Genomic DNA, 21,300 nt, shown 5'->3' on the forward strand with positions numbered 1-21,300 from the left:
GATTTCGGGCGGAAGGAGCGTCCGGGGACTTACTGCCCCACTTCGCCGTACGCGGCGAGCAGCACGGCCGGGTCGGGTCCCTCCAGGACGGTGGGCTTGGCCAGGCCGTCGAGGACGATGAAGCGCAGCAGGTTGCCGCGGGACTTCTTGTCGACCTTCATGGTCTCCAGCAGCTTGGGCCACTGGTCGTGCCGGTAGTGCAGGGGCAGTCCGACCGCTTCGAGGATCGTGCGGTGACGGTCGGCCGTCGCGTCGTCCAGCCGGCCTGCCAGACGCCCCAGTTCGGCGGCGAAGTGCATGCCGACCGAGACCGCCGCGCCGTGGCGCCACTTGTAGCGCTCGTTCTTCTCGATGGCGTGGCCCAGCGTGTGGCCGTAGTTGAGGATCTCGCGCAGGCCCGACTCCTTCAGGTCGGACGACACGACGTCGGCCTTGACCCGGATGGAGCGCTCGATGAGCTCGGCGGTGTGCGGGCCGGCCGGGGTGCGGGCGGCCTCTGCGTCGGACTCGATGAGGTCGAGGATCACCGGGTCGGCGATGAAGCCGGCCTTGATGACCTCGGCGAGCCCGGAGACGTAGTCGTTGACCGGCAGGGAGTCCAGCGCGGCCAGGTCGCACAGGACACCGGCGGGCGGGTGGAAGGCGCCGACGAGGTTCTTGCCCTCGGCCGTGTTGATGCCGGTCTTGCCGCCGACGGCCGCGTCCACCATGGCGAGCACGGTGGTCGGGATGGCGATCCAGCGCACTCCGCGCAGCCAGGTGGCGGCGACGAACCCGGCGAGGTCCGTGGTCGCGCCGCCGCCGACGCCGACGATGACGTCCGTGCGCGTGAAGCCGGACTGGCCCAGCGCCTTCCAGCAGTAGGCGGCGACCTCGGCGGTCTTGGCCTCCTCCGCGTTGGGCACCTGGACGGCGACCACTTCGTAGCCCTGCTCGGCCAGGTCGGCGCGCAGCGCGTCGCCGGTCTCGGCCAGCGCCTCGGGGTGGACGATCGCGACTCGCTGGGTCTTCTCGCCGATCAGCCCGCCGAGTTCACCCAGCAACTGCCGGCCCACGAGGACCTCGTACGGGTCGGTCCCCGCGGTGCCGCCGACCTGGATCCGCGTGACTGCCTCGCTCATGCTTCCTTCAACTCCAGTGCGTCCAGGGCGGCTTCGGTGACCTCTTCGGGGGTCCGGCCATCGGTGGCGATGACGGCCGTGGCGACCTCTTCGTACAGGTGGCGGCGGGCCTCCATCAGCTCGCGCCACTGCTTGCGCGGGTTGACCGCGAGCAGCGGCCGGGCCGCGTTGAGGCCGGTGCGCTTGACCGCCTCCTCGACGTCCATCGACAGGTACGCCACCCGCTGCCCGGCGAGCAGGGCACGCGTGCCGGCGTCGAGGATCGCGCCGCCGCCCAGGGCCAGGATGCCATCGTGCTCGGCGAGCGCCCGGTGCACCGCCGCCTTCTCGATCGCACGGAAGGCGGACTCGCCCTCGTCGACGAAGATCTCGGCGATGGTCCTGCCCTGCTCGGCGACGATGTCGTCGTCGGTGTCCCGGTAGGAGACGCCGAGCCGATCGGCCAGCAGCTGCCCGACGGTGGACTTGCCGACGCCCATCGGGCCGACCAGGACGACCAGCGGGCCGCTCATCGGATGGCGAGGTTGTCGAGGTAGGACGTCACGTTGCGGCGGGTCTCGGTCACCGAGTCGCCGCCGAACTTCTCCGCCACCGCGTCCGCGAGCACCAGAGCCACCATGGCCTCGGCGACGATGCCGGCGGCCGGGACCGCGGAGACGTCGGAGCGCTGGTGGTGGGCCTGCGCGGCCTCGCCGGTGGTGACGTCGACGGTCTGCAGGGCGCGCGGCACGGTGGCGATCGGCTTCATCGCGGCGCGCACGCGCAGCAGCTCACCGGTGGTGAGACCGCCCTCGGTGCCGCCGGAGCGGCCGGAGGTGCGCCGGATGCCGTCGTCGGTCTTCACGATCTCGTCGTGCGCCTTGGAGCCGGGCACCCGCGCGAGCTCGAAGCCGTCACCGATCTCGACGCCCTTGATCGCCTGGATGCCCATGAGCGCGCCGGCCAGCCGGGCGTCGAGCTTGCGGTCCCAGTGCACGTGCGAACCGAGGCCGACGGGCACGCCGTAGGCCAGGATCTCGACCACGCCACCGAGGGTGTCGCCGTCCTTGTGGGCCTGGTCGATCTCGGCGACCATCGCCTTCGAGGCGTCGGCGTCCAGGCAGCGCACGGGGTCCGCGTCCAGCTTCTCCACGTCGGCCGGGGTCGGGTAGACACCGCGCGGCGCCTTCGCGGCGGCCAGCTCCACGACGTGGCTGACGATCTCGACGCCGGTCGTCTCCTTGAGGTACGACCGGGCCACCGCGCCCAGCGCCACACGAGCCGCGGTCTCACGCGCGGAGGCGCGCTCCAGGATCGGCCGGGCCTCGTCGAAGCCGTACTTCTGCATGCCGGCGAGGTCGGCGTGGCCGGGGCGCGGCCGGGTCAGCGGGGCGTTGCGGGCGAGCCCGTCGAGGATCTCCGGGTCGACCGGGTCGGCCGCCATGACCTGTTCCCACTTCGGCCACTCGGTGTTGCCGACCATGACCGCGACCGGCGAGCCGAGGGTCAGGCCGTGCCGCACGCCGCCGAGGAAGGTGACCTCGTCCCGCTCGAACTTCATCCGGGCACCGCGTCCATAGCCCAGGCGCCGCCTCGCGAGATGGTCCGCCACCATGTCCGTGGTGATCGGCACGCCGGCGGGAAGGCCCTCCAGCGTCGCGACGAGTGCGGGACCGTGGGACTCCCCCGCGGTCAGCCAGCGCAACCTGCTCAACGGTGCTCCTCAGTGCTCGCGCTCTGGTACTGCCCTGCGTACGCGCCTCGTCGCGTACGGCGACGGCGCGACCGGGTGCGCGGCCCGGTCCGCCATCTCCGATCCTCCCACGCCGGGGCCGTTCGCCCGGCGGCCGGTCCATCAAGCGGACGCGTTCGCGGACGGGCCGTCGCCCTGGCGCTGCTGGGGCGCGTACGCCCCGAGGAAGTCGGCACCGCTCGGCTGCTGCGCGGGCTGGGCCTGCGGGGCGTAGGCCCCCAGATGGTCGGCCCCGCTGCCCTGCTGCTGCGCCTGCTGAGGTGCGTACTCCCCGAGGTAGTCCGCTCCGCGCCCCTGCCCGTACCGGGCCGCCGCGTGGACCGGCTGTCCGCTGCGGACGGCACGCCGGTGGGCGATCTTGCGCTTGATCTTGACGGCCCAGGACGCCACGACGGCGAGCACGATCAGGGCGAGCACCGTGATCTGCACCCAGTCGGGCAGGAATCCGAGCAGGGACTCGAATATCTGGGACTTGACGGACGCCTGAGGCAGGCCTGCGGACATGACGGACGTTCCCCTCCCCTGTTCCGCCCCCTGCGGAACCGAGAGCGGATACTAGCGTTCGGCGAGCGCCTGTTCGCCCGCTTTTCGCATGGCGTCCAGGGGCGCCGGGGCCAGCCCCGTCATCTGCTCGACCTGGAGCACGGCCTGGTGCACCAGCAGGTCGAGACCGCTGACGACGGCACCGCCGTACGCCGACCAGCGCGCGGCCAGGTCGGTGGGCCAGGGGTCGTACAGGACGTCGAAGAGGGCAGCCGGGCGCTCCGGCACGGACCGGGCGAGGGCGTCGGTGACGCCGGCCGGCGTGGTGCTGATCACCAGAGGGGCATGCAGGGCCTGCTCGGCGTCCGCCCAGTCGGCGATACGGACGTCGACGTCGAGCCGCTCGGCCCACTGCCGCATCTCGGCGGCCCGGGCCTCACTGCGCACGTACACGGCGATCTCACCCGGGCAGATCCGGGACAGCGCGGCCAGCGCGGAGGAGGCGGTGGCGCCGGCGCCGAGGACGGCGGCGGAGTCGACCTCGTCGATGCCGTGCTCGCGCAGGGCGGCGACCATGCCGGGGATGTCGGTGTTGTCGCCGATGCGGCGGCCGTCCTCGGTGAACACGACGGTGTTCACCGCCTCCACCGACGCGGCGGTCTCGCTGACCTCGTCCAGCAGCGGGATGACGGCCCGCTTCAGCGGCATGGTCAGCGACAGCCCGGCCCACTCGGCACCGAGCGACTCGAAGAACGCGGGCAGCCCGGCCTCGCCGACCTCGAACCTGTCGTACGTCCAGCCGGCCAGGCCCAACTCCTGGTAGGCGGTGCGGTGCAGCACCGGGGAGAGGGAGTGGGCGATGGGGCTGCCGAGCACTCCGGCGCGGCGGACGTCAGTTGCCCGAGCTGGCATCGAACTTTTCCTTCAGCTTCAGGAACTGCGCATGGGTCTTGGCGAACTCGGTCTTGCTCACGCCGTCGGTCGCCACGAAGTAGATCCAGCCGTCCTTCGTGGGGTTGAGAGCCGCCTGCAACGCGACGTCGCCCGGATTGCCGATCGGACCGGGCGGCAGGCCCTTGTTGGTGTACGTGTTGTACGGGTCCTTGTTGCTGTTGATCTCGGACTCGCTGATGTGAATGTTGCTCTCGTTCTTCAGGTAGTTGAAGGACGAGTCGAACTGGAGCAGCTGGTTGGTCTCCGTGTTGGTGGGCTTGAGGCGGTTGTAGACCACCTCGGCCATCTTCCGGAAGTCGTCGTGCGTCTTGCCTTCGGCCTGGACGAGGCTCGCGACCGTGATCAGCTGCCACGGGTTCTCGAGTCCGAGGCTCTCGGCCTTCTTCTCGACACCGGCCTTCTTGTATGTCGCGGCGGCCCGGGCCACCATCTGCTTGAGCACGGCCTCGGGCTTCTGACCCTTGCTGACGCCATAGCTGGACGGGTAGAGGAATCCTTCGAGCGGATCCTTGACATCCGGATGGTTCAGCGCCCAGGCGGGCAGGCCCAGCTTCTTGTAGTCCTTCTCGGCGACCGCGGCGGTGGTGCCCCCCTTGACGCCCAGCCGCTTGTCGATGAGCCGGTAGACGTCGGCGTTGCGCTTGCCTTCCGCGATGATCAGGTTGTCGCGGCTCTTGGGACTGAGCATCAGTTCGACCGCGCTCTCGGCCGACATTTGCTTCTGCAGCGTGTACACGCCGTCCTGGATGCTCTTGCCCTCGGGGTTGCTCTGCTGGGCCGCGACGAAGGCGTCGACGCTCTTGACGACCCCCGCGCTCTTCAGCACCTGACCGATCTTGTACCCGAGTGCACCCTCGGGGATCTCGACCGTCACCTGCTGCCCGTTGCCCTCACCCGCGAAGTCCGGGGCGTCGCCGAAACGATCCTGGTAGAACTGGTAGCCGAAGTAGCTGACGCCGGCCAGACCTCCCCCGAGGATCACGACGACCAGGAGGCAGGCCATGCCGTTGCGGCGCTTCTTCGGTTTGCCGCCGCCGCGCCCGCGCTTGTCCTCGCGCCCGCGGCGCTGCCCCGGCTCGTCGCCGTCGTCATCGTCGTCACCGCCCGCGAAGAAGGCGTGTTCGCCCTGGTCGGGGCCCGGATCCCAGTCGGTCGCCGGTTCCTGGGCGGGCTCCTGAGCAGGCTCGACCCCGCGCCGGCCGGGCGGCTCCGGGGGTGGGTACGCGTCAGGCGTGCCGTAGTACTCCTGCTGGCCCCCGCCGTACGCAGGGGTCTGCTGTCCGTACGGATCCCCCGCGTCGCCGGGGTACGGGAGCTGCTGGTGGGGGTCGTTGGCCCAGCCGCCGGTGTCGTACTGCTGCTGGTGGTAGCCCTGGGCCTGCTGATGTCCGGGGTCCTGCTGCCCCGGGTACTGCTGGTGTCCGTGGGCCTGTGCCGCGTAATGCTGCTGGTCGTACGGGTACTGCTGCTGCGCCTGACCGTATCCGGCCTGCTCACCGGTGCCCCAGTCGCCGTACTGCTGCTGCGGCTGCTCTGGATAGTGCTGCGGCTGGCCGCCGTAGGGGGACTGCTGACCCTGATGGGCCTGCTGTCCGCCCCATCCGCCGTCCCCGTACAACGGGTCCTCCGGATGCCACGGTTCGGAGCCTTGGCCCCGGCCATACTCAGTCATCGATCCCCTAGAGCCGCGAGGCGGCGGTCGCGCGGCTTCCGGCCCGGCGCTCGTCCCGCCTCTTGCTGTGCGGCGGCTGTTCGAATGCCGTCGCATCGCGCGGAACGTTACCGTATCGCGATCAGATGACCACTTCGACGCCTTCGCCGGGTGCTTTACCTGACACCCGTTCGGATTCGAGGGCCTGTTGCAGGATGACGACAGCCGCTGCCTGGTCGATGACGGACCGGCCCTTCCTGGATTTCACGCCCGAGGCGCGCAGCCCCTGACTGGCCGTCACCGTCGTCATGCGTTCGTCGACGAGTCTCACCGGAATCGGGGAGATCATGCGGGCCAGTTCCTGGGCGAAGCCCCGGACCTTGACCGCGGCCGGGCCCTCGCCCCCCTTGAGGGAGCGCGGGAGACCGACGATGACCTCGAGGGGCTCGTACTCCTCGACGAGTTGCTTCAACCGTCGCTGAGCTGCGGGGATGTCACGCCCCGGGACCGTCTCCACCGGGGTGGCGAGGATCCCGTCGGGGTCGCACGAGGCGACCCCGATGCGGGCGTCCCCGACGTCGATCGCGAGTCGACGTCCTCTGCGCATGCCGTTCGACCCGTCTCTTACTTGGCCGTCTCGGTGACCAGGCGCTCCACGGCGTCCACGGCGTCGCCGATGGCGGCCGGGTTCTGGCCGCCGCCCTGGGCGACGTCCGGCTTGCCGCCACCGCCGCCGCCGAGGGTCTTGGCGGCCGTGCGGACCAGGTCGCCGGCCTTCAGACCACGCTCGCGGGCGGCCTCGTTGGTGGCGATGACCGTCAGCGGCTTGCCGTTCGCCACCGTGAACAGGGCGACCACGGCGGCACGCCCGCCCTGGATGCGTCCGCGCACGTCGAGGACGAGCTTGCGCAGGTCGTCGGCGGTCGTGCCGTCCGGGACCTGACCGGTCACGACAGCAACGCCACGGATGTCCTTGGCCGACTCGGCGAGGCCGGCGGCGGCCTGGAGGACCTTCTCGGCGCGGAACTTCTCGATCTCCTTCTCGGCGTCCTTCAGCTTGCCGAGCATGGCGGAGACCTTCTCCGGGAGTTCCTCCGGGCGACCCTTGATCAGCTCCTGGAGCTGGGCGACGACCGTGTGCTCCCGGGCGAGGAAGTTGTAGGCGTCCACGCCGACCAGGGCCTCGATGCGGCGCACACCCGAGCCGATGGAGGACTCACCGAGCAGCTTCACCAGGCCGAGCTGGGCGGTGTTGTGCACGTGGGTGCCGCCGCACAGCTCCTTGGAGAAGTCGCCGATGGTGACCACGCGGACGCGCTCGCCGTACTTCTCGCCGAACTCGGCGATGGCGCCCTGCTTCTTGGCCTCGTCGATGCCCATGACGTCGGCACGGACGTCCAGGTCGCGGGCGAGCACCTCGTTGATCTTCTGCTCGACATCGGTCATCACGGCCGTCGGGACGGCGGACGGGGAGCCGAAGTCGAAGCGGAAGCGGCCGGGCTGGTTCTCGGAACCGGCCTGGGCGGCCGTCGGGCCGAGGGCGTCGCGCAGGGCCTGGTGGGTCAGGTGCGTGGCCGAGTGGGCGCGGGCGATGGCCTTGCGGCGGCGGTCGTCGATGGAGGCGTGGGCCTTGGCGCCGACGGTGACCTCGCCGACCTGGACGACGCCCTTGTGGACGTACACACCCGGGACCGGCTTCTGGCAGTCACGGATCTCGATGACGGCACCGGAGTCGACCTTGATCTTGCCGGTGTCGCCGATCTGGCCACCGCCCTCGGCGTAGAAGGGGGTGCGGTCGAGGACGATCTCGACCTCGTCGCCCTCGGTGGCGGCCGGGGAGGAGGCGCCGTCGACGAGGATGCCGACGATCGTGGACTCGCTCTCGGTGTCGGTGTAGCCGATGAAGTCGGTGGCACCGGCCTGGTCGGCGATCTCACGGTAGGCACCGGCGCCGGCGTGGCCGGTCTTCTTGGCCTGGGCGTCGGCCTTGGCGCGCTCCCGCTGCTCCTTCATCAGGCGGCGGAAGCCGTCCTCGTCCACGGAGAGGCCCTGCTCGGCGGCCATCTCCAGGGTGAGGTCGATCGGAAAGCCCCAGGTGTCGTGGAGCAGGAAGGCCTTGTCGCCGGCCAGGACGGTGCCGCCGGCGGCCTTGGTGTCGGTGACGGCCGTGTCGAGGATGTTGGTGCCGGCCTTCAGCGTCTTGAGGAAGGCGTTCTCCTCGGCGAGGGCGACCTTCTCGATGCGCTCGCGGTCGGTGATGAGCTCGGGGTACTGCTGGCCCATCATCTCGATCACGGTGTCGACCAGGTCCTTCACGACCGGACCGGTGGCGCCGAGCAGGCGCATGTTGCGGATGGCGCGGCGCATGATGCGGCGCAGCACATAGCCGCGGCCCTCGTTGCCGGGCGTGACGCCGTCTCCGATGAGCATCACGGAGGTACGCATGTGGTCGGTGACCACGCGCAGGGAGACGTCCGAGTCGTGGGCGTCGCCGTAGCGGACGCCGGTCAGCTCGGTGGCCTTGTTGATGACGGCCATCGAGGTGTCGATCTCGTACATGTTCTGCACGCCCTGCAGAATCATGGCGAGGCGCTCGAGGCCGAGGCCGGTGTCGATGTTCTTGCTGGGCAGTTCGCCGAGGATCTCGAAGTTGTCCTTGCCGATGCCCTCGCCCCGCTCGTACTGCATGAAGACGAGGTTCCAGATCTCCACGTACCGCTCGTCGTTGACGGCGGGGCCGCCCTCGACGCCGAACTCGGGGCCGCGGTCGTAGTTGATCTCGGAACACGGGCCGCAGGGGCCGGGGACGCCCATGGACCAGTAGTTGTCCTTCATGCCGAGGCGCTGGATGCGCTCCTTCGGCACGCCGACGACCTCGTGCCAGATGCGCTCGGCCTCGTCGTCGTCCTTGTAGACCGTGATCCACAGACGCTCGGGGTCGAGGCCGTAACCGCCCTTGTCCTGGGCGCTGGTGAGCAGCTCCCAGGCGAGCTTGATGGCGCCTTCCTTGAAGTAGTCGCCGAAGGAGAAGTTGCCGCACATCTGGAAGAACGTGCCGTGCCGGGTGGTCTTGCCGACCTCTTCGATGTCCGGCGTGCGCACGCACTTCTGCACGCTGGTGGCGCGGTCGAAGGGCGGCTTGACCTCACCCAGGAAGTAGGGCTTGAAGGGCACCATGCCGGCCGGGACGAGGAGCAGAGTCGGGTCGTCCGCGATGAGCGACGCCGAAGGGACGACGGTGTGACCGCGCTCCTCGAAGAAGCTCAACCAGCGGCGGCGAATCTCAGCCGACTCCATCAGTGGTCCTCATTCCGGTTGTACGGGTACGTCTGGTACGCCGAACCCTCGACGTACTTCGGGTTGTTGCGGTTCTCGATGGCGATGTGACGCCGGGGTGCGGGGAGTTCGGGATTCTCGTTGATCCCGAGTGCGTCGCCCAGTTCGGCCTCCCGGACGGCCATGTTGTCGCGGACGTCGAGTGCGAAGCCCACGGCACGGTCCTTGATGCGGTGACCGGCCTCGATCGCCTTGTTCCCGGCGGTTCTGGCGAGGCTCTCGGGGGTCAGCTGCTTCAGCTTGCGATTGACCTTGGTGGTGGCCCACACACCGGCGGCGACGCCCGTGGTGAACCAGAAGGTGCGGCGGAACATCGCTGGCTCTCAGTCCCTCTTCCCTCGGGCGCTGCGCCGGGTGACCGTGCGGCCCACGATCACGGTACGCCTGGACGCCTTGGCGGGCACGTCCTCCTTGCGGCCGCCCAGGGCCCGGCGCACGCCGTAGCCGAAGGCCGCGACCTTGACCAGGGGGCCGCCGAAGGTGGAGGCGACGGTCGTCGACAGCGCCGAGGCGTTCGACGTGACCTCCTGGACGTCGGAGGCGATCGAGTCGACCCGGTCGATCTGGGTCTGCGCGGAGCGCACCGCCGTGGAGGCGTCCGCCAGCAACGGGACGGCCTGGTCGGTCACGTCCGCCACGAGCTTGGTGGTCGCCTTGAGCGTCTGGGCCACCCTCGCCAGCGCGACGGCGAGGAAGGAGACCAGGATCGCCCAGAAGACGGCCACCAGGATCCCGGCAACCTCTCCACCGGACACTGTGTGCACCCGCTCCCTGAAACGTGCCTGAACATCAAAAAGTCGTGCGCCGAGCCTATCGCGCCGGAGGTTGCGCTCCGTACCGGTTTCCCGCGCGGGAGCAGGGGAATCGCGAGAGCCCGCCGTCTCGCCCACCCGGACGGGTGGGGAGACGGCGGGCTGGGGTACCGCGTGCCTGCCGAGGATCAGCGGGCGTAGTACTCGACGACGAGCTGCTCGTCGCAGATCACCGGGATCTCCTTGCGGTTCGGCTCACGGTCCAGGCGGAACGCCAGGGCCTTGAGGTTCACCTGGAGGTAGCGCGGGGTCTCACCGTCGGGGGCAAAGCCACCCTCACGAGCGATCGTGAAGAGGGTCTTCTCCTTGGAACGCTCGCGAACCTGCACGACGTCGTCCGGACGGACACGGAAGGAGGGCTTGTCGACCTTCTTGCCGTTGACCGCGATGTGGCCGTGGACGACCATCTGGCGGGCCTGGTAGATCGTGCGGGCGATGCCCGAACGCAGAACCAGGGCGTCGAGACGGCGCTCCAGCTCGATGATCAGGGCCTCACCGGTCTTGCCCTGGACCTTGGAGGCACGCTCGTAGGCGCGGACGAGCTGACGCTCGGACACGTCGTACTGCGCGCGCAGACGCTGCTTCTCGAGCAGACGGACCTTGTAGTCCGAGTTCTGCTTGCGGCCGCGGCCGTGCTCACCCGGCGGGTAGGGGCGGGCCTCGAAGTACTTGACGGCCTTCGGGGTCAGCGCGATGCCGAGGGCACGCGACTTCTTGACCTTGGGGCGGGACTGGTTCGCCACTGTCTTCTTCTCTTTCCTGGTTTCCGGCTCGTCAGGGTTGAGGGAGGTCGCATCCGCAGCCGGGGAAACCCTCCTCGGTCCTGGTGGACCGCGGTGGGCAGCCGCTCCCCTGGTCTGGGCACATACGTGCAGCACGCGAGTGGCCCACCGACCCGTTCCGTCGTGCGACGGTGGTGGTGGGCTGCCCGCGACACCGTTCGACGGTGCGCGACGCTCCTGGAGCCGATCCCGGAGGGCTGTGCCCCCCGGACTGGCTCCGGCCGACTGTCCCGTTCTGACTGCACGGGACGCGGCACTCCGGACGAGTTTACAGGGTGCTCAGGACCGCTTTCGACCGAGGTTCTTCCGGGTCCACTCCACCGCGTCCGCGTAGCGGGCCTCCGCGCCGTGCCGGGTCGGCTCGTAGTACTCGCGGTCCTTCAGTTCGTCGGGGGCGTACTGCTGGGCCGCGATGCCTTCGGGCAGGTCGTGCGGGTAGGTGTAGCCCTGTCCGTGGCCGAGCTTGGTCGCGCCCTTGTAGTGGCTGTCGCGCAGGTGCGCGGGAACGGGACCGGCCAGACCCTTGCGTACGTCGGCCAGGGCGGCGCCGATCGCCGTGGTCGCGGCGTTGGACTTGGGGGCCAGGGCGAGGGCGATCGTGGCGTGGCTGAGGGTGAGGGCGGCTTCGGGGAAGCCGATCATGGCGACGGCCTGGGCGGCGGCGACGGCCGTCTGCAGAGCGGTCGGGTCGGCCAGGCCGATGTCCTCGCTGGCGGAGATCATCAGGCGCCGGGCGATGAAGCGGGGGTCCTCGCCGGCCTCGATCATCCGGGCCAGGTAGTGCAGGGCCGCGTCGACGTCGGAGCCGCGGATGGACTTGATCAGGGCGCTGGCCACGTCGTAGTGCTGGTCGCCGTCCCGGTCGTACTTCACGGCGGCCCGGTCGACCGTCTCCTCCAGGGTGGTCAGGCCGATCTCCGCCTCACCCTTGTCGAGGGCGGCTCCGGCGGCCGCCTCCAGGGCGGTCAGGGCACGCCGGGCGTCGCCGCCGGCGATGCGCAGGAGGTGGCTCTCGGTCTCCTCGGGGAGGGTGACGGCCTCCTTGAGGCCGCGCTCGTCGGTGAGGGCGCGGCGCACGAGGCTCCTGATGTCCTCGTCCGTGAGCGGTTCGAGGGTGAGCAGCAGGGAGCGGGACAGCAGGGGGGAGATCACCGAGAAGTAGGGGTTCTCGGTCGTCGCCGCGATGAGCGTCACCCAGCGGTTCTCCACGGCCGGGAGCAGGGAGTCCTGCTGGGCCTTGCTGAAGCGGTGGATCTCGTCGAGGAAGAGGACGGTCTCCTTGCCGTAGCCGCCGGAGGCGCGGCGGGCGCCGTCGATGACCGCGCGGACCTCCTTGACGCCCGCGGTGATCGCGGACAGCTCCACGAAGCGGGCGTCCGTCGCCTTGGAGACGACGTAGGCCAGGGTGGTCTTGCCGGTGCCGGGCGGGCCCCAGAGGAGCACCGAGGAGGGGCCGGCCGGGCCGGAGGCCTCCCCGACCAGTCTGCGCAGGGGTGAGCCCGGCTTCAGCAGGTGCTGCTGGCCCACGACCTCGTCGAGGGTGCGCGGGCGCATCCGCACCGCCAGGGGGCTGCTGGACGGCTCCTTCTCCTGGCGTTCTTCGGCTGCGGCGGTGAACAGATCGGGCTCCACGTCAGAAACCCTAAATCACGGCACCGACAATCCGGCCGGGCCCCGGAACCGGGGGCTCAGCTGAGCCAGAAGTCCCACCAGCGGGTCAGGACCAGCATGCCGATGATGCCGATGTGCAGGACGGGCATGACCCACGTGAACTCGCCGAAGAAGCTCTTGAGCCAGCTCGGGGCGGGCAGGAAACCCTTGCGGATGTTGAACGACGTCACGTACCAGAACATCAGGATCGTGGCGACCCAGGCCAGGCTGCACCACAGGCAGAGCGCGTTGATCCGGTACAGGGACTGGAACGTCAGCCAGGCGCAGAAGCTCACACCGAAGAGGCAGCCGGCGTTGAAGGTGAGCCAGTACCAGCGCGGGAAGCGGGCGCCGGCGAGCAGGCTCATGCCGACGCCGATGACGATGGCGTAGGCGGCGAGGCCGAGCATCGGGTTCGGGAAGCCGAAGACCGCGGCCTGCTTGCTCTCCATGACGCTGCCGCAGGAGACCACGGGGTTGAGGCTGCAGCCGGGCGTGAACGTCGTGCCCGCGACCTTGGCCTCGAGGATCTTGAACTTGTCGATCGTGATGACCCACGCGGCGAGCAGTCCGGCCGCGCCGGTGATCACCAGCAGCAGGGCCAGGGCCCGGCTGCCGCCCTCGGCGCGGGACGCGGTCTCGGCACGCTCCGGCTCGGACTCGGTGGAGACGTCCCTGGCTGTCGTCTTGCTGCTCATCACGCCGATTCCGTCACTTGAGACCTGCGCATCTTCGGACAGGGCCATTGTGCCGCACAGGTGCCCTCGTCCACCGTTCGGTGGACATAAGGATGGCCGCCCGGCCGTCCCTGAGGGTTGCGTTCCGGCCGACGCTCGTCGCATGACAGCACAGAGGTACGAACTCGCCGTGCACGTACGGGGACTGCGCAAGCGCTACGGGGGCGTGACCGCCGTGGACGGCATCGATCTCGGCATCCGACGGGGTGAGGTGTTCGGCCTGCTGGGACCCAACGGCGCGGGCAAGAGCACCACGGTGGAGATCCTCCAGGGCAACCGGGACCGGGACGCGGGCGAGGTGTCCGTCCTCGGGTCGGACCCGGCGACCGGCACGCGCGCGTGGCGGTCGCGCGTCGGGATCGTCTGGCAGGACGAATCGGCGCCCGCGGAGCTGACGGTCCGGGAGACCGTGCGGCACTTCGCCCGCTATTACCCCCGGCCGCGTGACCCGGAGGAGGTCATCGCCCTGACCGGTCTGGAGGCGAAGGCGGACAGCCGGATCAAGGCGCTGTCGGGTGGCCAGCGCAGGCGTCTGGACGTGGCGCTCGGCGTCATCGGAGGTCCCGACCTGCTGCTTCTGGACGAGCCGACGACCGGGTTCGATCCGGCGGCCCGGCGCCGATTCTGGTCGCTGATCCGCGCCCTGGCCGACGACGGCACGACCATCGTGCTGACCACGCACTACCTGGAGGAGGCGGAGGCCCTGGTGCACCGGCTGGCCGTCGTCGCACGGGGCCGGATCGTCGCCGAGGGCGAGCCCGGAGCGCTGCGGGGGCGGTACGGCACCGAGGCCACCGTCGCGTGGACCGAGCCGGACGGCACCCCGCGCGCGGAGCGCACCGGGACACCGGCCCGGACCGTCGCGGGGCTCGTGCGACGCCTCGGCGGCGAGATCCCCGGGCTGACGGTGACCCGCCCCACGCTGGAGGACGTCTACCTCCGGCTGACCGGACAGGCCGAGGAGGACGCGCGATGAGCACGAGCGTCGTCCGGGAGCGCGGTGCGGTGGGTACCGGGCGGCTGCCCGGTGCGTGGGGGCTCGGGCTGCGGCGGGGCGGCCTGGAGATCAGGCAGTTCTTCCGGCAGCGCGATCAGGTGGTGTTCACGTTCGCCTTCCCCGTCGTCCTGTTGTTCCTGTTCGCGTCGATCTTCCGGGACGACGTGGAGGGCGCGGGCATCACCGCCTCACAGCTGTACGTGCCGGCGATGATGGCCGCCGGGATCATGTCGACGAGCTTCCAGGCGCTCGGCATCTCGATCGCGATCGAGCGGCAGGACAAGGTGCTGCGCCGGCTGCGGGGCACCCCGATGCCGCCGGCCGCGTACTTCCTCGGGAAGATCTGGCTGGTTCTCTTCACCGGTGTGCTGGAGACGGTGATCCTGCTCCTCGTCGGCACGACCTGTTACGGCGTGGACCTGCCCTCGGACGCGGGCCGCTGGTTCGACCTGGTGTGGATCTTCGTGCTGGGCATCACGGCCTGCGCCCTGCTCGGCATCGCGATCAGCTCGGTCCCGGACTCCGCGAACAGCGCGGGCTCGGTGGTGGTCCTGCCCTTCCTGGTGCTGCAGTTCGTCTCCGGGGTGTACATCGCCGTCGGCACCATCCCGGACTGGATGCTGACCGTGGGTGCGCTGTTCCCGCTGAAGTGGATGTGCCAGGGGCTGCGCGGGGTGTTCCTGCCGGAGTCGGCGCAGGTGCTGGAGCAGGCGGGGAGCTGGGAGTCGGGACGCGTGGCTCTGGTGCTGGCCGCGTGGTGCGTCGGAGGATTGGCGCTGTGTCTGCTGACGTTCCGCTGGAAGGACCGGCGCACCGGATGAGCGATGCCGCGAGCGCCTACCACTGGGAGCGCTCGTTCCGGCTCTGGGACACGTACTTCGCGCTGATCTGGGTGGCGACGGTGGCCTACGTGCTGGCCACGGAGCAGCCGGGCTGGCCGCTGCGCGCGGTCGCGGCGGCGCTGCTCGTCCCGCTCGTCCCGCTGTACGTGGTGGCCGGGCGGCGGCTGATCCGGGGCGATCCGCCCGACCAGCGGCAGGCGATCGGCTATCTGGCGGCGGCTCTGGCGCTGTTCCTGCCGTCGGCGGTGCTCGCCGGTGAGACGCGGGTGCTGACGTTCGCGCTGATCCCGCAGTGCTTCATGACACTGCGGATGCGCTCGGCGCTGGTGGCGGTGGCCGTGATGAACCTCGTGCCCGTGGCGGGCTGGGCCCTGCTGTGGTGGCCCGGCGCCCGGGAGGTCGCGTTCGACGTGCTGTTCTCGGTGGTCACCCTGGTGTTCTCGGTGGCCGTCGGCAGCTGGGTCATCCGGATCATCGAGCAGAGCCGGGAGCGCGCGGAGTTGATCGCGGAGCTGGACGCCAGCCGCCATGAGGTGGGCCGGTTGTCCGAGGCCCACGGGGCGCTGGCCGAGCGGGAGCGGCTGGCCCGGGAGATCCACGACACGCTGGCGCAGGGGTTCACCAGTGTGGTGATGCTGATCCAGGCGGTCGAGGCGGAGCTGGACCACGACCTGCCCGGGGCGCGGCGTCATCTGCGGCTGATGGACGAGACGGCCCGGCAGAACCTCGCCGAGGCCCGGGCCCTGGTCGCCGGGGGCGCGCCCGCCGACCTGGACGGGGCGTCCCTGCCGGACGCGCTGGGGCGGCTCGCCGCGCGCCATGACGCGGCGCTGGAGGTGACCGGCCCGGTGCGCACGCTGCCCGCGGGCCCGGAGGTGGTCGCGCTGCGGTCCTGCCAGGAGGCGCTGGCCAACGCCCGGAAGCACGCCGGGAGTTCGGCGACGGTCGGCGTGTCACTGGCGTACGCGGACGACTCGCTGACGGTGTCGGTACGGGACGACGGCCGCGGCTTCGATCCCTTCGCCGCCTGCGGCGGGTACGGTCTCGCGGGTCTGCGGCCCGGGCCGCCGAAGTGGGCGGTACCACCGAGGTGCGCAGTGCCCCGGGCGACGGCACGGTCGTGACCGTCAGGCTGCCGGTCCTGTGGAGGCGGACATCGTGATCCGGATCATCCTGGCCGACGACCATCCCGTCGTACGGGAGGGACTGCGGGCGATGCTCAGTGCGGAGTCCGACCTGGAGGTCGTCGCCGACGCATCCAGCGGGCCGCAGGCGGAGGCGCTGGCGGCGCGGTTGCGGCCCGACATCGTGCTGATGGATCTGCGGATGCCGGGTGGCGGGGGCGTGGACTCCATCGCGCGGATGGCCGGGGCCGGGCTGCCCTGCCGCGTGGTGGTCCTGACGACGTACGAGATGGACCGGGACATCCTGCGGGCGGTGGAGGCGGGGGCGGCGGGCTACCTCCTGAAGGACCTGCCGCGGGCGGAGCTGGCGGACGCCGTGCGGGCCGCCGCCCGCGGCGAGACGGTGCTGGCCCCGTCCGTGGCGGCCCGGCTGGTCGACCGGCTGAGGACGAAGCCGGAGCGGCCACGCCTGTCGGAACGCGAGACGGCCGTGCTGCGGCTGGTCGCCGAGGGGTGCACGAACGCGGAGATCGGGCGCCGGCTGTTCATCGGGGAGTCGACCGTGAAGACGTATCTGCTGCGCGTCTTCGGCAAGTTGGGGGTGGCCGACCGGACGGCGGCCGTGACGAACGCGATGCGGTTCGGGCTCCTGGAGGAGTGAGGAAGGCGCCGTGCTCCGGCGCCTTCCACCCCGGTGCCTCAGCCGAGCCGTGCCTCCAGCTCCGCCACGATCTCGTTCACGCCCACCGCCGTCTGCTCGCCCGACTCCATGTCCTTGAGCTGGACGACACCCTCGGCGAGGTCGCGTTCGCCGGCGACGACCGTGTAGCGGGCGCCGCTGCGGTTGGCGTTCTTCATCGCGCCCTTGAGGCCCTTGCCGCCGTAGGAGAAGTCGGCCGCGATGCCGTTCTTGCGCAGCTCGGTGACCTTGGCGAACAGGACGCGGCGGGCCTCCTCGCCGAGCGGGACGGCGAACACGCTGGTGGTGGCGGGCAGTTCGAGCTCGACGCCCTCCGCCTCCAGGGCGAGGACCGTGCGGTCGACGCCGAGGGCCCAGCCGACGGACGGCAGCGCGGGGCCGCCGATCATCTCGGAGAGGCCGTCGTAGCGGCCGCCGCCGCCCACCGCGGACTGCGAACCGAGGCCGTCGTGGACGAACTCGAAGGTGGTACGGGTGTAGTAGTCCAGGCCGCGGACCAGCTTCGGGTCGTCCTCGAAGGCGACGCCCGCCGCCGTGATCAGCTCGCGGACCTCCTCGTGGTACGCCTTGCACGCGTCGCACAGGTAGTCACGCAGCAGCGGCGCGTCCCCGAGCTGCTTCTGGACCGACTCGCGCTTGTCGTCCAGGACGCGCAGCGGGTTGATCTCGGCGCGGCGCAGGGTGTCCTCGTCCAGGTCCAGGCCGCGCAGGAACTCCTGCAGCGCCGACCGGTACACCGGGCGGCACTCCTGGTCGCCGAGGCTGTTGAGCAGGATCCGGAAGTTGCTCAGGCCCAGCGAGCGGTACGCCTGGTCGGCCAGGATGAGCAGTTCGGCGTCCAGCGCCGGGTCCTCGGCACCGATCGCCTCGGCGCCCACCTGGGAGAAGTGGCGGTAACGGCCCTTCTGGGGGCGCTCGTAGCGGTAGTACGAGCCGGAGTACCAGAGCTTGACCGGGAGGTTGCCGGCCTTGTGCAGGTTGGCCTCCAGCGCGGCACGCAGGACGGAGGCCGTGCCCTCGGGACGCAGGGCGAGCTTGTCGCCGCCCTTGGTCTCGAAGGCGTACATTTCCTTGGTCACGATGTCGGTGGACTCACCGACCCCGCGCGCGAAGAGTTCGACGTTCTCGAAGCCGGGCGTCTCGATGTAGCCGTAGCCGGAGTTGCGCAGCGGAGCGGCGATCGCCTCACGGACGGCGAGGTACTTGGCGCTGTCCGGGGGGATCAGGTCGTACGTGCCCTTGGGGGCCTTGAAGGTGCTCACGGAAGGTCTCGTCACATTCCTCGTCGGGGAGCCCGAGCGGGTCCCTGGCCGGCGGCCACCTGCCGCAGATACGGGTTGGTGGAACGCTCCTGGCCGATGGTCGTCTGGGGGCCGTGGCCGGACAGCACCACGGTCGAGTCGTCGAGCGGCAGGCACACGCGGGCCAGCGAGTCGAGCATCTCGGCCATGTCACCGCCGGGCAGGTCGGTGCGTCCGATGGAGCCGGCGAACAGCAGGTCGCCCGAGAAGAGGATCGGCGGGATGTCCGCCGCCTCGGGCATGCCGAAGGTCACCGACCCCTTGGTATGGCCGGGTGCGTGCGCGACGGACAGCTCCAGGCCCGCCAGCTCCAGCCTCGCCCCGTCGGCCAGCTCCTTGACGTCGTCGGGCTCCCCCACGGTCAGCTCGCCCAGCAGCGGCATGCCGATGGAACGGCCGATCCCCTTCTCGGGGTCGCTCATCATGTACCGGTCGTCGGGGTGGATCCAGGCCGGCACGTCGTGTGCGCCGCACACCGGGACGACCGAGGCCACGTGGTCGATGTGGCCGTGGGTGAGGACGACGGCGACGGGCTTGAGCCGATGCTTCCTGACCGCTTCCGCGACGCCGTCGGCGGCCTGATGGCCGGGGTCGATGATCACGCACTCCTCACCGGCGGCGGGGGCGACGAGGTAGCAGTTCGTCCCCCAGGCCCCGGCGGGGAACCCGGCAATGAGCACGATCGTCCTTCGTTGTGTCGATACGGGCGGCTACGGCTGCTCACAGAGCCTACCGGCGCTGCCGATTCCTCAGCGAACCCATATACGGTACGGGGCACACGCAGGCGGTCGGCACACAGGACGCACGCGTACCGGTCGACGTTCGAGACCCATGAGGAGAGAACCCGGTGGTCAGCCAGGAACAGCGGCGGCGTCAGCTCGCCCGGGAGAAGTTCTTGCGGCAGCAGCAGCGACGCACTGACGCGCGACGCAAGGCCCGTATCCGCAACTCCGTGATCGCCTCGGCTCTCGGCGTGATCGTGGTGCTCTCGGTGACGGTCTTCCTGACCAAGCCGTTCGAGGACGACGGCAAGACGGAGAACGCGAACGCGGACGTCACACCGAGCAAGGCCCCGGACCCGTGCGAGAAGCCGGCTCCGGGCAAGGTCAAGTCGGAGACCTGGAAGAAGGAACCGGCGATGACCATCGACGAGTCGGCGAAGTACACGATGAAGCTGGACACAACCTGCGGCGAGATAGACGTCGCGCTGAAGGCGTCGGCGGCGCCGCACACGGTGAACTCGTTCACCTTCCTTCTCGGCAAGGGCTACCTGGACCACAGCAAGTGCCACCGGCTCACCAGCCAAAACATCTACGTCCTGCAGTGCGGTGACCCGAAGGGCACCGGCATGGGCGGGCCGGGCTACACCATCCCGGACGAGAACCTCAAGGACAAGAGCCTCAAGGGCGGGGTGTACCCGGCGGGCACGGTCGCGATGGCGAACCAGTACAACGCCCAGACGAAGCAGGGCCGCAACAGCGGCGGGAGCCAGTTCTTCCTCGTCTACCAGGACAGTCAGCTGCCGCCCGACTACACACCGTTCGGTACGGTGTCCGAGGCGGGCATGAAGGTTCTGCAGAAGATCGCCAAGGCCGGGGCGCAGGCACCGGACCCTCAGACGGGCAATACGGCGCCCAACGCGACGGTCGTGATCAACAAGGCCACGATCACGAAATCCTGACCCCTCAACTGCGAAATTTCGGTCGCGCGGGATGCGGACAGGCCCCCCGCCGGTCGCCTATGTTGGCCGTGACGAAACTGTGGACGATGCCCGGGGGAGCTTCAGGCCCCTCGCAGGCATCATGTGGAGGAGGCGCTGTGAGCAGCGACCCGTGGGGCCGCGTCGACGAGACGGGGACCGTGTACGTGCGTACGGCCGAGGGCGAGCAGGTCGTCGGTTCCTGGCAGGCAGGCTCCCCCGAGGAGGCGCTGGCCTATTTCGAGCGCAAGTACGAGGGCCTGGTTGTCGAGATCGGCCTCCTCGAGAAGCGAGTGAAGACCACCGACCTGTCGGCCAAGGACGCCCAGGCCGCCATCGACCACATCCGGGAGCAGGTCGACGCGCACCACGTGGTGGGCGACCTGGACGCCCTGCGGGTCCGGCTGGACAAGCTCGTGGAGCTGGTGGAGGCGCGCCGCGAGGAGCGCAAGGCGCAGCGGGCGAAGCAGTCCGACGAGGCGCGCAGGTCGAAGGAGGCTCTGGTCGCCGAGGCGGAGGAGCTGTCGCAGTCCGACCAGTGGCGGGCGGCCGGTGAGCGGCTGCGGGCGCTGGTGGACACCTGGAAGGGTCTGCCGCGCCTGGACCGCAAGTCCGACGACGAGCTGTGGCACCGGTTCTCGCACGCGCGGTCGGCGTTCTCCAAGCGGCGCAAGCAGCACTTCGCGCAGCTGGACGCTCAGCGCGAGGAGGCCCGCAAGACCAAGGAGCGGCTGGTCTCCGAGGCCGAGGCGCTGTCGAACTCGACGGACTGGGGCGTGACGGCGGCGCGCTACCGCGAGCTGATGTCCGAGTGGAAGGCCGCGGGCCGCGCCCAGCGCGAGCACGAGGACGACCTGTGGAACCGCTTCCGCGGCGCCCAGGACGTGTTCTTCGCGGCCCGCAGCTCGGTCTTCGCCGAGCGGGACGCCGAGCAGTCGGAGAACCTCAAGCTCAAGGAGGAGCTGGCCGAGGAGGCCGAGAAGCTCCTGCCGATCACGGACCTCAAGGCGGCCCGGGCCGCGTTCCGGCACGTGAACGAGCGCTGGGAGGCCATCGGCCACGTGCCGCGCGACTCCCGGCCGAAGGTCGAGGGCCGGATGCACGCGGTCGAGCGGGCGATCCAGGAGGCCGAGGAGGCCGAGTGGCGCCGGACGAACCCCGAGGCACGCGCCCGTGCCGAGGGGCTGACCGGCCAGCTCCAGGCCGCCGTGGACAAGCTGCGGGGCCAGATCGAGCAGGCCCGCGCGCAGGGCAACAACGCCAAGGCCGACAAACTCCAGCGTGAGCTGGACGGCCGGCAGGCGCTGCTGGACCAGGCGCTGAAGGGTCTGCAGGAGTTCGGCGGCTGAGCAGCGGTCGATCGTAAAGGGGCTCCCGTA

20 protein-coding genes and 1 pseudogene are annotated in these 21,300 nt (G+C 70.4%); 6 read left to right on the plus strand and 15 right to left on the minus strand.

Annotation, left to right across the window (positions count from 1 at the left end; all coding sequences use genetic code 11):
* Positions 1–29 precede the first annotated feature (29 nt).
* From aroB to RFN52_RS07020, 13 genes are all read right to left on the minus strand, one after another.
* A complete protein-coding gene (gene aroB, locus RFN52_RS06960; RefSeq protein WP_184843799.1) occupies positions 30–1,121 on the minus strand; it encodes a 3-dehydroquinate synthase in 1,092 nt (363 codons plus the stop codon).
* The gene (locus RFN52_RS06965) at positions 1,118–1,633 is read right to left on the minus strand and encodes a shikimate kinase (RefSeq protein ID WP_184843802.1); all 516 of its coding nucleotides are present in this window, start codon (positions 1,631–1,633) and stop codon (positions 1,118–1,120) included. The genes aroB and RFN52_RS06965 overlap by 4 nt, the downstream gene beginning before the upstream one ends.
* On the minus strand, positions 1,630–2,814 hold the full coding sequence (gene aroC, locus RFN52_RS06970; RefSeq protein WP_184843805.1) for a chorismate synthase: 1,185 nt from the start codon (positions 2,812–2,814) through the stop codon (positions 1,630–1,632). Before aroC ends, RFN52_RS06965 begins: the two co-directional genes overlap by 4 nt.
* A 141-nt stretch (positions 2,815–2,955) precedes the next feature.
* The gene (locus RFN52_RS06975) at positions 2,956–3,357 is read right to left on the minus strand and encodes a hypothetical protein (protein WP_184843810.1); all 402 of its coding nucleotides are present in this window, start codon (positions 3,355–3,357) and stop codon (positions 2,956–2,958) included.
* 51 nt (positions 3,358–3,408) lie between these two features.
* Complete coding sequence (locus tag RFN52_RS06980; protein ID WP_184843812.1) at positions 3,409–4,248, minus strand: shikimate dehydrogenase; 840 nt, start codon at positions 4,246–4,248, stop codon at positions 3,409–3,411.
* Positions 4,229–5,962: an endolytic transglycosylase MltG gene (gene mltG / locus RFN52_RS06985; protein WP_184843815.1), complete on the minus strand. Its 1,734-nt coding sequence runs from the start codon at positions 5,960–5,962 to the stop codon at positions 4,229–4,231. The genes RFN52_RS06980 and mltG overlap by 20 nt, the downstream gene beginning before the upstream one ends.
* 121 nt (positions 5,963–6,083) lie before the next feature.
* Entirely contained in the window at positions 6,084–6,548 is a 465-nt protein-coding gene (gene ruvX, locus RFN52_RS06990; protein ID WP_184843818.1) for a Holliday junction resolvase RuvX, read from the minus strand.
* Positions 6,549–6,565: 17 nt separating this feature from the next.
* Entirely contained in the window at positions 6,566–9,238 is a 2,673-nt protein-coding gene (gene alaS / locus RFN52_RS06995; protein WP_184843821.1) for an alanine--tRNA ligase, read from the minus strand.
* Positions 9,238–9,591 (minus strand): hypothetical protein, encoded by a 354-nt coding sequence (locus RFN52_RS07000; protein WP_184843824.1) that lies wholly within the window; start codon positions 9,589–9,591, stop codon positions 9,238–9,240. The genes alaS and RFN52_RS07000 overlap by 1 nt, the downstream gene beginning before the upstream one ends.
* A gap of 9 nt (positions 9,592–9,600) precedes the next feature.
* A complete protein-coding gene (locus tag RFN52_RS07005) occupies positions 9,601–10,041 on the minus strand; it encodes a DUF948 domain-containing protein (protein ID WP_051715496.1) in 441 nt (146 codons plus the stop codon).
* 176 nt (positions 10,042–10,217) lie between these two features.
* A complete protein-coding gene (rpsD, locus tag RFN52_RS07010) occupies positions 10,218–10,832 on the minus strand; it encodes a 30S ribosomal protein S4 (RefSeq protein ID WP_010046470.1) in 615 nt (204 codons plus the stop codon).
* Positions 10,833–11,150: 318 nt separating this feature from the next.
* Positions 11,151–12,503, minus strand: coding sequence for a replication-associated recombination protein A (locus tag RFN52_RS07015; RefSeq protein WP_184843826.1), 1,353 nt, complete (start codon positions 12,501–12,503; stop codon positions 11,151–11,153).
* A 56-nt stretch (positions 12,504–12,559) separates the two neighbouring features.
* Positions 12,560–13,219 carry a vitamin K epoxide reductase family protein gene (locus tag RFN52_RS07020; RefSeq protein ID WP_184843829.1) on the minus strand — a complete coding sequence of 220 codons (660 nt, stop codon included), beginning with the start codon at positions 13,217–13,219 and terminating at the stop codon, positions 12,560–12,562.
* A 142-nt stretch (positions 13,220–13,361) separates the two neighbouring features.
* Between RFN52_RS07020 and RFN52_RS07025 the strand changes: the two genes are divergently transcribed.
* The 4 genes and pseudogenes from RFN52_RS07025 to RFN52_RS07040 all read left to right on the plus strand — a co-directional run bounded on the left by RFN52_RS07025 (position 13,362) and on the right by RFN52_RS07040 (position 16,882).
* The gene (locus RFN52_RS07025; RefSeq protein ID WP_184843832.1) at positions 13,362–14,234 is read left to right on the plus strand and encodes an ABC transporter ATP-binding protein; all 873 of its coding nucleotides are present in this window, start codon (positions 13,362–13,364) and stop codon (positions 14,232–14,234) included.
* Positions 14,231–15,076, plus strand: coding sequence for an ABC transporter permease (locus RFN52_RS07030; protein WP_184843835.1), 846 nt, complete (start codon positions 14,231–14,233; stop codon positions 15,074–15,076). Before RFN52_RS07025 ends, RFN52_RS07030 begins: the two co-directional genes overlap by 4 nt.
* Positions 15,073–16,259: pseudogene (locus RFN52_RS07035) on the plus strand (sensor histidine kinase). Before RFN52_RS07030 ends, RFN52_RS07035 begins: the two are co-directional and overlap by 4 nt.
* A complete protein-coding gene (locus RFN52_RS07040) occupies positions 16,256–16,882 on the plus strand; it encodes a response regulator (protein ID WP_184843838.1) in 627 nt (208 codons plus the stop codon). Before RFN52_RS07035 ends, RFN52_RS07040 begins: the two are co-directional and overlap by 4 nt.
* Before the next feature lie 38 nt (positions 16,883–16,920).
* On the opposite strand, the gene hisS is transcribed toward RFN52_RS07040, so the two are convergent.
* Together hisS and RFN52_RS07050 are read right to left on the minus strand one after the other, a co-directional pair.
* Positions 16,921–18,183 carry a histidine--tRNA ligase gene (gene hisS, locus RFN52_RS07045; protein ID WP_184843841.1) on the minus strand — a complete coding sequence of 421 codons (1,263 nt, stop codon included), beginning with the start codon at positions 18,181–18,183 and terminating at the stop codon, positions 16,921–16,923.
* Between the two features lie 11 nt (positions 18,184–18,194).
* Positions 18,195–18,902, minus strand: coding sequence for an MBL fold metallo-hydrolase (locus tag RFN52_RS07050; RefSeq protein ID WP_184843845.1), 708 nt, complete (start codon positions 18,900–18,902; stop codon positions 18,195–18,197).
* Between the two features lie 167 nt (positions 18,903–19,069).
* Between RFN52_RS07050 and RFN52_RS07055 the strand changes: the two genes are divergently transcribed.
* Both RFN52_RS07055 and RFN52_RS07060 read left to right on the plus strand, forming a co-directional pair.
* Positions 19,070–19,903: a peptidylprolyl isomerase gene (locus tag RFN52_RS07055; protein WP_184843848.1), complete on the plus strand. Its 834-nt coding sequence runs from the start codon at positions 19,070–19,072 to the stop codon at positions 19,901–19,903.
* 137 nt (positions 19,904–20,040) lie between these two features.
* On the plus strand, positions 20,041–21,270 hold the full coding sequence (locus RFN52_RS07060; protein WP_184843851.1) for a DUF349 domain-containing protein: 1,230 nt from the start codon (positions 20,041–20,043) through the stop codon (positions 21,268–21,270).
* Positions 21,271–21,300 lie beyond the last annotated feature (30 nt).

Origin of the sequence: Streptomyces collinus (assembly GCF_031348265.1) — a bacterium.
GTDB classification, from domain to species: domain Bacteria; phylum Actinomycetota; class Actinomycetes; order Streptomycetales; family Streptomycetaceae; genus Streptomyces; species Streptomyces collinus.